Below are 13027 nucleotides of genomic sequence, written 5' to 3'. Positions count from 1 at the left end.
CACTGTTGCTTTATCAGACAATACGGACACCGGCAGGCATTACGCGTTCCGGAGCCAGCAGGACGCTTTCTGAGCCGTCATCGGTTTCGGCGCACAGCAGCATACATTCAGAGGTTTCGCCGCGCATTTTGGCTTTTTGCAGATTGCACAGCACCACGACCTGCTTATGCAGTAACTCTTCCTCTGTATAATACGGCACGAGACTGGTGACGGTCTGAAGTGAGCGGTCACCGATATTTATCTGAACAATATAGAGTTTATCGGCATTTTCGTGACGTTTGACATCGGTGATCCGGCCGGTGCGGATCTCCAGTTTAGCGAAATCAGGGTAAGCGACAGTGTCCATAGTAAAATCCGGTAAAATTTTAGTAAAAGATAATAAAAATTAGCAGAGTTACACCGGATGGCAAGTACCGGGATCACAAAACAATAACGGAGCGGTAAATGGCAACCATTAAAGATGTTGCGAAACTGGCGGGAGTATCAGTGGCAACGGTCTCGCGGGTTATCAATCAGTCACCAAAAGCGGGGGCGGAATCCATCCGTGCGGTTCAGGCAGCCATGAAGGAGCTGGCTTACCGCCCGAATGCGGCGGCGCGGGCGCTGGTCAGCCAGAGCAGTGATATTGTCGGTGTGCTGGTGGGGGATGTATCCGATCCGTTTTTCGGCTCGCTGGTCAAAGCTGCAGATGACGTGGCGCATCAGCACGGGAAACACCTGCTAATCGGCAATGGCTATCACCGGCAGGAGGATGAACGGCGCGGTATTGAACTGCTGATGAACAGCCGCTGTGATGCCTGTGTGATCCATGCCAAGGCACTGAGTGATGAAGAACTGCGCGGCTATGCGGCGGAAATGCCGTCGATGGTGTTTATCAACCGTATGATCCCGGGACTGGAAAACCGCTGCGTCGCCCTGGATAACCGGCGCGGAACTCAGCTTGCCACACAATATCTGCTGAAACAGGGACACCGCCATATTGCCTGCTTATCATCATCACACACCATTGAAGACAGTGCGCAACGGCTGGCGGGATACAGAGATGCGCTGGCAGAAGCCGGTTGTGAGCTGCCGGAGGCCTACATTGCCGTTGGTGAACCGGTGGCAGAGGGCGGGGAAGCGGCAATGAGTGCGGTGTTATCCCTTTCACTGCCGGTGACGGCGGTGGTGGCATACAATGATTTTATGGCGGCGGGGGCGTTGTCGGTGATTGAGGCAAACGGGCTGCGCGCACCGGAAGATATTTCTGTTATTGGTTTTGATGACAGCATGATCGCACGATATATCCAACCCCGTCTGACCACAATACGTTATCCTGTTGACTTGATGGCTCAGACAGCAACACAGCTGGCACTGGCATTAGCGTCCTCACAGGCGCTGCCGTTTTGTCCGCCGTGTTACACACCGACTCTGGTTCTCCGCCACTCGGTGATGAGCAGATTTTCCTGACGAGAATGTGTTAATTTTATTTATTAGTTATCCCTCACTATTTACTTTGGTACTTTGTTAGAAGGCTGCAAATTCACCTGAATTTGCAGCATTTTTTTTGTCCTGCGACTTTCATTCCTGCTGTTTACTCTCCAGCTGTACTTTCCGGTTTAACGATGTTACAGCAATTTATCATCATGATGATAATAATTTTCATTTGTGATCATATTCTCAATAGCACATATCAATGATAGGATTAATCATTCTCATTTAATATTTCAAATAAAAAATATCAATCCAGTCAGGGAATAATATGAACGCCTCATTCAAACGCTCACTGCTTGCTGTTGCTGTTATGTCAGCGGCCACCACCGCTTATGCTGAAAATAAAGATGATACCATCGTGGTTACCGCTTCCGGTTTTGCGCAGGAAATGCGCGATGCACCGGCGAGTATCACCGTTATCACCAAGGAGCAGTTACAAAATAAACCGGCTGCCAACCTGATTGACATGGTGAAAGATGTGGAAGGTGTCAGTGTGATCGGCGGTAGTCTGAAGCCGGATATCAGTATCCGTGGCCTGTCCGGGGATTACACCTTGATTATGGTGGATGGTCGTCGTCAGAACAGCCGTGAATCCCGCCCGAACGGCAGCGGCGGTTACGAAGCCGGGTTTATCCCGCCGGTGGAAGCTATTGAACGTATTGAAGTGATCCGCGGACCGATGTCCTCGCTGTATGGTTCTGATGCGATGGGTGGTGTGATTAACATCATCACCAAAGCAGTGGCAGACGAATGGCACGGTTCAATGGGTATGGGCGGTATTATTCAGGAAAGTAAAGATTACGGTAACTCCGCAAATACGGATTTCTATGTCTCCGGGCCGCTGATTAAAGATAAACTGGGGTTACAGGTTTACGGCGGGATGAACTATCGCCGTGAAGACCATCTTCAGGAAGGTACGCCGCGTAAAGACGATAAAAATATCACCGCCAAACTGGCCTTTACGCCGATCGAAGGGCAGAAATTCCTTGCGGAAGTTGGCCGCAGTACACAGGAGCATACATCTACCCCGGGGAAATCGATTGCTGATTCTGCCAACTTCGGGACTATTACCAATCAGGCTAAAGATAAGCTGGAAACTAATAATAACCGCAACCACTGGGCATTAACCTGGAAAGGTGACTGGGATGAGATCAACAGCGAACTCAGTGTCTACCAGGAAAATACTATCCGGAAAACCCGTACCGGCACACGTGAGATGGGTAATGAAACATGGAATATGGCTTATGACCATCGTCAGCCGGAAATTACGAACACGGTTGTTGATGGAAAAGTCACTGCATTCCTGCCGTCTAATATCCTGACTCTGGGCGGACAATACCAGTACGCCAAACTGAAAGATGATTCCGTCACAGATTCTATCAGCGTTCCTGACGGGAAAGGCGGCACAAAATTACAACCTGTTTACGCCAGCGAATCGGTATCAGTGGATCAAAAAGCTCTGTTTGTAGAAGATGAATTCAGTGTAACTGATGACCTGACGCTGACCGGTGGTCTGCGTATGAACGACCACGAGTTCTACGGTAAGCACTGGAACCCGCGTGCCTATGCCGTCTATAAACTGACGGATGAAATCACCATCAAAGGTGGTGTGGCAAAAGCCTTCCGTGCCCCGACACTGCGTGAACTCAGTCCGAACTTCGGGACGTCCACTCAGGGCGGTAACGCGGTCATGTACGGTAACCGGGATCTGAAACCGGAAACCAGCGTGACGGAAGAATTGGGTATTGCTTATGACCATGAATCCGGATTTTCCGTCAGCGCGACACTGTTTAACACCGAATTTAAAAACAAACTCACCAGCTATCAGGACGGCACAGAGAAAGATCCGATCACCGGCCTGAACAAATTTGTTTACGACAACGTGGGTAAAGCAAATATCCGTGGCGTGGAAATGGCTTCCCGTATTCCGGTGGCAGAAAAATGGAATCTGAACCTGAACTACACTTTCACCGATTCAGAACGTAAGAGTGACGACGAAAAACTCAACGGCAAATCCCTGAAAGGACAACCGCTGGAAATGACACCGCGTCATATGGCAAATGCCAGACTTGACTGGCAGTACCGCCCTGATATGAACTTCTACACTCAGGCAAGCTACACCGGTAAACAAGTCTGGGCAGCACAGCGTAACGGGGCAAAACAGCCGCGTGAACGCAGCGGGATCACCACCCTCGACCTCGGGATGACCTACCAGGTCATGCCAAATGCGCTGCTGAACCTTGCCGTACTGAACATCGCCAATGAGAAAGGGGATGATATCGATACTAACGGGAACTGGCAGATCGATGAAGGGCGCCGGTATTGGGCTAATCTGAAACTGAATTTCTGATTACGCGTCATCCTTCGCCCTGTGGCGGCGTTGGCTTCGTTCGGCTACCCCGGTCACATACTAATGTATGCTCCCGGGGATATCCTCACTTTGCCGCATGCCACAAACCGGATGATTCAGCAGATTTCGCGAACAAGGATGTGTCAGCGTCTTTCCGCTTTGCCGGTTATCCCGCCGCCCGGGTTTGAAAGAAGATGGTCTTATTCTTTCCGGAGATGACGCAGATTTTGCGGGCAGGGACGTGTCAGCGCCTTTTCGTTCTGCGTGGTATCAGCCGGAGCACTGTAGTAAAACGAGTTTTCACGGAGTCAGGATGTGGAAAAAAATAATGGTGATTTGTTGCATGATGGCGGTATCCCCCCTGATGGCACGGCCCTCGCAGGAAATCACACCGCTCACTGAAGCGGCACAACAACAGTTCACGGTAACGCACCATGAGATGCAGCAGGGTGAGCGTCACTACCGCCTCTTTATCGCGCAGCCTAAACAGCCGCAAACGGCGTACACCGTACTTTATATGCTCGATGGTAACGGTCAGTTTCCGATGATGATTAACCGGCTCAGCGCCGGTAAAAAACGGCCGCTGCCGCTGGTGGTGGGGATCGGTTATCCCTCAGATCAGGCTTACCCGAAAACCCGCACCTTTGATTACACACCGCCCGCAACCGGTGAACAATTTGCCGCAGGCGGCGGCGAACTGCCTTTCCGGCAATTTATCCGTGAACAGGTGATTCCGTGGGTGAGCAGTCACTATTCTGTTAACGACCGCCGCTACTTCTTCGGCCACAGCCTCGGCGGGCTGTTTGTGCTGCGGACAGCCACGGATGAACCCGGTTTATTTACCGATTACATCAGTGCCAGCCCGTCCCTCTGGTGGGGGAATGGCACTTATATGACAGCGGAACGATTTGATCGCCTCCCGGCGGATATCCGGCTGACTATCACTCAGGGCGGACTGGAAGAAAAACCCGAACTGAGCAAAATGAGTGAAGAACAAAAACACAATCTGTCCGTCCGCTACAGTGACATTACCGCGCGGGAAGTTTGTGAGCAGTTACAACTGCGGGACAAACAGTGTCAGTTCCGGATCTTCCCCGGAAAGTCACACGGCAGCGTTATCCCCGATGCGCTGGAAACGGTGATTTCATTATTACCGGTGGATAAGGAAAAATAAGTTATTTTTTTGTTAATCTGCATGTAAAAATACCGCAAATAACAGGGGAACCCCCATATTCCTCTGTTATTTCCTTCCATAACAAAAACTACTCGCAGCCATTAGTTTTTTTGATTTCATTTTTCCCTCACAAGGGGCTATATTCCGCTCCGTTTCAGACATAAATTCACAATCCACTGCTTCTATCGATGACCCGTCATCAACCATTTTGGCGATGAAACAGCCTGAGAAAAAAAGCAGCGTCATGTTTTTTTGATTTTTTTGTTTTAGGTGGAGAAAAGCAGTGAGTCACAGCATCCGCACGCCGCGTCCTGACAGTGTGTTAATCCCTGTCGCAGGTCTGACGTTATTTGCGATTGCATCCGGTTATCTGATGAGCCTGATCCCGTTATCGCTGGGGCATTTTGCCATCGGTACCGATTACGCAGGCTGGTTAGCCAGTGCTTACTATATTGGTTTATTACTCGGTTCGATGCTGATTGAGCCGGTGATTGCCCGTATCGGTCACCGCCGTTCCTTTATTCTCTTTGTGCTGGCACTGGCGGCAACGGTGGCGGTTCTGCCGTTTTATACTGATCTCAGTGCGTGGCTGGCCTCCCGGATGCTGGCCGGGGTAGCGGTTGCCGGTATTTTTGTGGTGATTGAATCGTGGCTGCTGATTGGCGATAACCCGGCGGTCCGCGCCAAACGCCTGAGTTTCTACATGACGGCACTGTACGGCGGCACCACGCTGGGTCAGCTGGCGATCGGCGTATTCGGAACGGCGGGTGTCGTACCGTTTGCGGTGGTGATGGTGCTGCTGTTTGCCGCCGTGCTGCCGCCGCTGTTCTCTAAAGCACAGCCGGTGTGTCACGGCGGACATAAAAGCTTATCCCTGAAACAGATCCTGCGTCTGAGTAAACCGGCGATGGTCGGCTGTATGACCTCCGGTATTGTGATGGGCACCATTTACGGGCTGATGCCGCTGGCATTGCAGGAAAAACATTACAATACCGAACAGGTCGGCGGCCTGATGGCGGCCATTATCCTCGGCGGGATGATTATTCAGCCGGTGATCAGCAAATTATCTTCCCGCATGAGCAAAGTATTATTGCTGGCGATGGTCTCTCTCGCCGGGGTATTTGCGATGGGAATGATTTATCTCTCCGGCCACTATCTGGTGATGGTGGTGGCGCTGACACTGCTGGGGATGTCTTCCTTTGCCCTGTATCCGGTGGCAATCACACTGGCATGTGACACACTCACCGCGAATGTGATTGTGGCGGCTACTCAGGTGATGCTGTTCTGCTACAGCGTGGGGTCGGCGGTGGGCCCGCTGGTGGCCGGACAGTTTATGAAACAGCCGGACGGCATTATGAATTTCTTCTTTATTGTGCTGCTCTCCACCGCGATTTATATGCTGCTTTCTGCGGTACGCCGCAAATCCCGGATTCTGGCAAGCTGATACCGCCGGAAAGAAAAATGCCCTCACTGAGGGCATTTTTGTACATCGGTATTTATTCTGCGGATTTTGGTTTGTGGACAATATCTGCATAATGACTTTTATCATCCGGTTTCGGATAGACGCGGTAAATATATTCATCCGGCGTCACTTTGATATTTTCCACCACGCGGGTAAACAGCACTTCCCCTTTATCATTCTTACCGGTCAGCGTCCGGGTTTTACCGTCTGCGCTGAAGGACCAGTCACCCTGTAATTTCAGCTTTCCTTCCGGGGTGTACATCTTAACGGAACCGTCTTTTTCATAGTTAGCCAGACCAAAGAAGCCCGCCACACTTTCATCGGTGGCCGGAATGGCTTTACCGTCCTGATCCAGTGCCTCTGTCGTTACCCAGGTTTTGCCAATCAGATAATCAGCAGTATTTGCGGCTTTTTGTGCCGTGGCTGTCAGGGGTTTTACCTGAGCATCCGCGGTGGCCGCCAGTGCTGAAAAGGAATACGCCGCTGCGATGATACCGGCAATCATTGTTGTTTTTTTCATGTCAGTTCCTCAGGTTGTTCTGTTTACTGTCTTTTTTAGTGATAACAATACCTGTTATCAATAATACGGAGATTAATCTTGTCAGCTCATTTTTTATGTAAGGAAGTATAAAGCTGATTAAATTTTATCGTCATTTCTGACACATCTTTCGTCGTGCAAAAAGGTTGAAATGTGGAGGAAAAATGAAGAACTGTGCAGAAATTATGATGAATTGTGCAGGGATTATGATTTCACCGTCAGAAAGGGTAAAACGGATTGTCTTATATACCGGCATCAGCAATGATAGCGCCAACAGCAAAACAGTGCTTCAGAAAATTAACTCAAAAGGAATATTAATATGAAAAAGATCATTGCAGGTGTTATCGGACTGAGTTTATTAGGTGCGGGTATGACCGCTTTCGCAGCACCGGCTCCGGTTAATCAGCCGCAGCAGAATGGTCAGTATATGAATGGCTACGGCAACTGCGACGGTAACGGCGGTCGTCATATGATGCGCGGCAACCATGACGGACGCGGTTATCATAATAACCGCGGATATCATAATGGTGGTTACAACCGTGCACCGGTCTTTCAGTCAGCACTGACCACTGCCACTCCGGGTGAAGCCCTGAAAAAAATGAGCGCGGATGCCCCGGCAGTCAGTAAAGACGGCAAACAGTATTTTGTCCGCGCCAGTGTCCGTGATATGAACGGCAACACGCTGTATCAGTCTTCATTATCCACTGCAACGCCAAAAGAAGCGCTGGCGAAAATGGCGGGTGATGCACCGGCGGCCGCATCCGGCCAGCAGTATTATGTCCGCGCAGGCATTATGGAAATTCTGCCGGTTAACAACGCCGCACAGTAACCACTGTCATGAACAAACAAAAATGCCCTCTGATGAGGGCGTTTTTGCTTTGCGGATAAAAAATTGCTGCTGTCAGAGTGTCAGCGCGGTTTCCAGTGCCAGCTCAATCATATTATGCATCGCATTCTGGCGCTGATCGATAGTCAGTTTACCGCCGTTTTTAATATGATCAGAGGTAGTGAGGATCGCCAGTGCCCGTGCCCCCAGCTCCGCCGCGACGGTGTACAGCCCTGCGACTTCCATATCCACCCCGAGAATCCCGTACTGCTCCATCACGGTAAACAGTTCCGGGCGGGTGGTGTAAAACAGATCTGCCGTAAACACATTACCGGTTTTGACCGGTAACTGCAGACGCTCAGCGGTTTTCACCGCAGATGCCAGCAGGTGCCAGTCTGCCAGTGCCGCCAGATCGTTGCCGTAAAAACGGTCACGGTTCACTTTGGAATCGGTACTTGCGCCCATGGCGATCACCACATCCATCAGTGACACATCATCCCGCACTGCGCCGCAGGTGCCGATACGGATGAGGTTTTTCACACCGAAATCCTGAATCAGCTCATACGCATACATTGAGATTGAGGGGATACCCATGCCGTGAGCCATCACCGAAATTCGTTTGCCTTTGTATTCTCCGGTATAACCCAGCATATTGCGGACGCTGTTTACTTCCCGCGCCTGCGATAAATAATGTTCAGCAATAAACTTGGCGCGCAGGGGATCTCCGGGCATAATGATGGTTTCTGCGAAATCGTTTGCGCTTGCCTGAATTGCAACTGCCATAAAAGCACTCTCCTCTCAATCAAACCGTGTGAAGGGTCGGTATTTGTTGGTCAGCATGTTAACACGGTTTGGTTTTTATGCCGCCGCTGCCGGCGGATTTTTCACTCAGGGTTTTTACCGGATTACACATATGAATACAGCAATCGGCATTCTCGGGATCGTGGTACTGCTGGGAATAGGTTATTTACTGTCTGAAAACCGCCGCGCTATTAATCTGCGCACGGTAGTACTGGCTTTTACCATTGAACTGGCGCTGGGCGGATTAATTCTCTATTCCCCGGCCGGGCAGCACGTTTTATTTGTGATGGCGGAAGCGGTCACCACGGTGATCAACTTCAATAATGCCGGGACCTCTTTTATTTTCGGCGGCCTGGTCTCTGACAAAATGTTTGAGATCTTCGGCAGCGGCGGGTTTGTTATCGCGCTGCGGGTATTGCCGATTATTGTCTTTTTCTCTGCCTTGTCAGCGGTACTTTATTATCTGGGGATTATGCAGATCCTCGTACGCTGGGTAGGCGGGGCGTTACAGCGTCTGCTGAAAACCAGCCGTGCGGAATCGATGAACTCAGCGGCCAATATTTTCCTCGGCGTGACGGAAGCCCCATTGCTGGTTAAACCGTATCTCGGCAGTATGACCCGCTCTGAACTGTTTGCCGTGCTGTGCGGCGGGCTGGCATCTATCGCCGGTACTATGCTGGTGAGCTATGCTTCGCTGGGGGTGAAAATGGAATATCTGCTGGCTGCTTCCTTTATGGCGGCACCGGGCGGGTTACTGTTTGCCAAACTGATGATCCCGGAAACACAGCAGACTGCCGATGAATCCAACGCCAAACCGGTGCAGGAAAACCGTCCGGCGAATATTATTGATGCGGCGGCGGAAGGGGCGATTAACGGCCTGAATATGGCCCTGGCAGTCGGCGCAATGCTGCTGGCGTTTGTCAGCCTGGTGGCACTGTTAAACGGATTGCTCGGTGGTGTCGGCGGCTGGTTCGGCCTGCCGGATCTGAGCATGGAACTGATCCTCGGCTATCTGCTGTCACCACTGGCGTGGCTGATGGGTATTCCGTGGAATGAAGCGCTGACATCCGGTGCCATTATCGGGCAGAAAATTGTTATCAATGAATTTTTTGCTTATGCCAATCTGGCGGAATACCTGAAAGGCAATGAAGTCGTGGCTGCCACCGGTCTGCCGATGACTGAGCGGACACAAATCATCCTCTCGTTCGCCCTGTGCGGGTTTGCCAACTTCGGTACGGTGGCGATTGCTATCGGCGGTATCGGCAGTCTGATCCCGAACCGGCGCAAAGAAATTGCCACCCTCGGGATGAAAGCACTGGTCGCCGGGGTGTTATCCAACCTGATGGCGGCCACGATTGCCGGGCTGTTTATCGGTGGATAAAGAGTTTGTTATCTGATTTTCCGAAACAATCTGAATGTCAGGTTCATGATAACGGGCAGGCGAACGAAAAGCATGCGAGCCATGGATGGCGAGCCTGAGCGTACAGGGAGGTATTTACAGCGACTTTTCGTTTTGCCCGTTATCATCAGAACCGGAAAGACGGCGCCGTGCTTAACACCACGCCGTCCTGTCCGGGAGATGATTACTTATAATCCCCCTGCAGATAACGGTAAAAAGAGGGATTTACCCACACTTTTTCGCTCGTTACCTGCATCCCGCTTTTCGTTTTACGGATATTTTCCGCCTGTTTTTCCGCATTCTCCGGAAGTGCCATCAAATCAGCCTGATAATGACCGCCGGTCACACGGGTTTCGGCCACCACATCATAACCGTCCACCGGCACATAACTGCGGTAAAACGGCTGCCACCAGGCGGCGCGGATCAGCCCTTTCTGGTCTGCCGTATTTTTCTTGGCATACTGGTCAATCAGGCTCTGAAAGCGGTTACGCTCTTCAGCTGACGAAAATTCCAGGTCGAGATTATATTCACTGGCGATCGCCACTTTTTTGCCGCTTTTCAGCGTGGTAACCGGATAATCCGCTTCACCCCATTCATCCAGATAGAGAAATGCGGATGATTTCGGCGTCAGCTGCACTTTCGGATCAAACCCTTCGCGGCGCAGCAGATAAATCAGCTGAGCGGCGTGATCGATATCATTATGGCCGTAGCGGATCATCCGTGTTTTATCAAAGCCGGATTCTTCGCGGGTATCTACCAGGTTATAGCCGCTGGTATAGCCTTTATCAATAAAGTTATTCAGAGTTTTCAGTGTCTTCGTGTCATTCGGGAACACCGCGGTTTTCCAGGCGGTATGCAGGCGCGGCACAATATTTTTATCCGACACATTGCCGAGATAGCGGGCGTGATCCTGCTGTTGTGCATCAACAAAAGCCTGAAGCTTATCACTCTCTGCTGCCGGATTTTTCAGGTCATCCGCCGTCAGGGCACCGATGGTGATCATCAGAGCGTCGAACCGGTTTGCTTCCGGCTGTTGTGTCAGCGCAGCAATCTGTGCCGGGCTGTAGGTCTCCGCCAGTTCGGTCAGCGCGAGTTTTTCGGCGGCCTGTTGTGAGGTCAGCGCCAGAGCGGGGTGTAAACCACTGAAAAAGAATGCAGACAACAACGTGCCGATAAATAACGATTTTTGCATGTTTTATCCTGTAAATGCAGCGAACAAACGATTGCATCACCATATCACAGAGTTGCAATCTGAGTGATAAAGTGTCGTGATTTTTTTACACCGGACAGAGATGAAAAAATGCGCGTTAGCCCTTGCAGGACGGAGCGGGATGAGTAAGATACGCGGTACGTGATAGTCATCACGGTTTTGGAGAGATTATGAAAGCGCTTTACCGTAAGTTTATAAAAAAAATCGATCAGTTTTCCGCTCTTATTCCGATGCGTTTTTTCTGATCCGGCGTTCCCGTCTCTCCCTGCGTGTCATATGAACAGCCCTCTGTAACTGAATAAGTAACCGCAACGCCTGACGGCGGGTAAACAGCGGGTGTTGCCAGTGTAACAGGGTGAAATACATGATTTGCCTCCCGGCAGATCAGAGAGAACCGCTGCACAAGCGGCCGGAGCATGATTTGCCTCCGGCCGTCTGTAACCGCTTATTTAAATGCCGGCAGCCAGCCGAACACATCCAGAATGACCGTCAGATACACAATCGCACCGCAGACAATCACCAGATTCAGTACCGCGCTGTTACACGGCGAACGGTAAATGGTATCGCTGTCGCTGTAGCGTTTGCGGGAGGCTTTTACCAGGAACGGCGGTAAAATCACACTCCAGATAGTAAAGGCCAGACCGGCATAACCGATGGCATAAACGAATCCGTTCGGGAAGAAGAAACATACCACCGCCGGTGGCAGATACGTCACTACCGCTGTTTTGAAACGACCGGCGCTGTCATTTTTAAAATTCAGCAGATCGGCAATATAGTCAAACAGGCCGAGTGTTGCTGCCAGCAGGGAACTGGCCACCGCAAAGTTACCGAAGAATGTCAGGATAAGATCCATCGTTTTCCCTGCCATCACCCCGCCGATAGCCTCAACGAACACATCAATGTTTCCGCCTTTGGCAATAATCGGGGAGAAGTTGGCGCGGCTGATGTTACCCATTGTGACACCCAGCCAGAAGATATACAGCAGTACCGCAAATATTGTCCCGATAATGATTGAGCGGGTAATAAAGCGGAATTTTGTTTTGCCGTACAACTTCACCAGGCTCGGCACGTTACCGTGGAACCCGAACGAAATAATACAGAACGGCAGCGTCATCAGAACATACGGCAGATATTTCGTTCCGGGTATTGCCACTGATGCGGAATCCAGCAGATTGGCAATTTCCACGTGTGCAACCAGTCCGGAGAAGGTGGCAAAGAACGCGATAAACTTACCGAAAATTAAAATGGTGGTAATGCGTCCGACCCATAATGAGCTGTACCAGACAATCGCAGCCACCAGACAGGCGACAATCACGACCGCTGCTTTTATCGGCAGGGCGACACCGGTATATTTTAATATCGTCTGAGCCAGAACTGCGGATGACCCGGAGATATAGGCATACGTCAGAATATAGAGTACAAACCCGAAGGCGATACCCACGACAATATTCCATTTTTTGCCCAGTAATTCGGTTGTGAAGGTATTAAAGCTGGCGCCCGGTTCAAAATGCAGGTTAACTTCAACTAACATCAGACCGGTCAGTAACATCATAATTGAAACTAAAATCAAAATAACGGTGGCACCGGAAAACCAGACACCGGCCATCGCAATCGGTAAAGAAAACATACCGCCGCCAACGACAGTTGCTATAACAAGCATGGTTCCGCTGGTCAGTCCGGGTGATTTATTTGTATCGGCACTATGAATACTCATAATAAAAGTTTCCTATTAATGATAAATATCACCAACAGCATTCATATTTATCGATTTTATTTGTTCTTTATTGTTATAGG

General features: G+C 50.5%; 11 protein-coding genes. 6 read left to right on the top strand and 5 right to left on the bottom strand.

All coding sequences use genetic code 11. The annotated features are described in order from the left end of the window. Positions 1–13: 13 nt before the first annotated feature. Complete coding sequence (locus tag AB7038_RS10045) at positions 14–346, bottom strand: tRNA-binding protein (protein WP_369453246.1); 333 nt, start codon at positions 344–346, stop codon at positions 14–16. A 98-nt stretch (positions 347–444) separates the two neighbouring features. Between AB7038_RS10045 and AB7038_RS10040 the strand changes: the two genes are divergently transcribed. The 4 genes from AB7038_RS10040 (at position 445) to AB7038_RS10025 (ending at position 6441) form a co-directional block, all read left to right on the top strand. Next, on the top strand, positions 445–1449 hold the full coding sequence (locus tag AB7038_RS10040; protein WP_369453245.1) for a substrate-binding domain-containing protein: 1005 nt from the start codon (positions 445–447) through the stop codon (positions 1447–1449). A gap of 292 nt (positions 1450–1741) precedes the next feature. Continuing rightward, the gene (locus tag AB7038_RS10035) at positions 1742–3823 is read left to right on the top strand and encodes a TonB-dependent receptor domain-containing protein (RefSeq protein ID WP_369453244.1); all 2082 of its coding nucleotides are present in this window, start codon (positions 1742–1744) and stop codon (positions 3821–3823) included. Positions 3824–4136: 313 nt separating this feature from the next. Then, the gene (locus AB7038_RS10030) at positions 4137–4997 is read left to right on the top strand and encodes an alpha/beta hydrolase (protein WP_369453243.1); all 861 of its coding nucleotides are present in this window, start codon (positions 4137–4139) and stop codon (positions 4995–4997) included. 283 nt (positions 4998–5280) lie between these two features. Further along, complete coding sequence (locus AB7038_RS10025) at positions 5281–6441, top strand: MFS transporter (protein WP_369453242.1); 1161 nt, start codon at positions 5281–5283, stop codon at positions 6439–6441. Positions 6442–6493: 52 nt separating this feature from the next. Here AB7038_RS10025 and AB7038_RS10020 read toward each other — a convergent pair whose 3' ends face one another. After that, complete coding sequence (locus AB7038_RS10020) at positions 6494–6979, bottom strand: DUF4822 domain-containing protein (RefSeq protein ID WP_186723606.1); 486 nt, start codon at positions 6977–6979, stop codon at positions 6494–6496. Positions 6980–7316: 337 nt separating this feature from the next. On the opposite strand from AB7038_RS10020, the gene AB7038_RS10015 reads away from it, so the two are divergent. Continuing rightward, entirely contained in the window at positions 7317–7826 is a 510-nt protein-coding gene (locus tag AB7038_RS10015) for a hypothetical protein (RefSeq protein WP_024474923.1), read from the top strand. A 72-nt stretch (positions 7827–7898) separates the two neighbouring features. Here the strand turns inward: AB7038_RS10015 and deoD are convergent, their stop codons facing one another. Continuing rightward, positions 7899–8606 (bottom strand): purine-nucleoside phosphorylase, encoded by a 708-nt coding sequence (gene deoD / locus AB7038_RS10010; protein ID WP_072870151.1) that lies wholly within the window; start codon positions 8604–8606, stop codon positions 7899–7901. Positions 8607–8736: 130 nt separating this feature from the next. On the opposite strand from deoD, the gene AB7038_RS10005 reads away from it, so the two are divergent. Then, positions 8737–10005: a NupC/NupG family nucleoside CNT transporter gene (locus tag AB7038_RS10005; protein ID WP_072870604.1), complete on the top strand. Its 1269-nt coding sequence runs from the start codon at positions 8737–8739 to the stop codon at positions 10003–10005. 202 nt (positions 10006–10207) lie between these two features. On the opposite strand, the gene AB7038_RS10000 is transcribed toward AB7038_RS10005, so the two are convergent. Both AB7038_RS10000 and AB7038_RS09995 read right to left on the bottom strand, forming a co-directional pair. Continuing rightward, positions 10208–11215, bottom strand: a complete 1008-nt coding sequence (locus AB7038_RS10000; protein WP_368889001.1) for a hypothetical protein — start codon at positions 11213–11215, stop codon at positions 10208–10210. 463 nt (positions 11216–11678) lie between these two features. Beyond that, on the bottom strand, positions 11679–12947 hold the full coding sequence (locus tag AB7038_RS09995; RefSeq protein ID WP_108656537.1) for an aromatic amino acid transporter: 1269 nt from the start codon (positions 12945–12947) through the stop codon (positions 11679–11681). Positions 12948–13027 lie beyond the last annotated feature (80 nt).

Source organism: Morganella morganii, assembly GCF_041099235.1.
GTDB lineage: Bacteria > Pseudomonadota > Gammaproteobacteria > Enterobacterales > Enterobacteriaceae > Morganella > Morganella morganii_E.
This window is presented reverse-complemented; position numbering and strand designations above follow the sequence as displayed.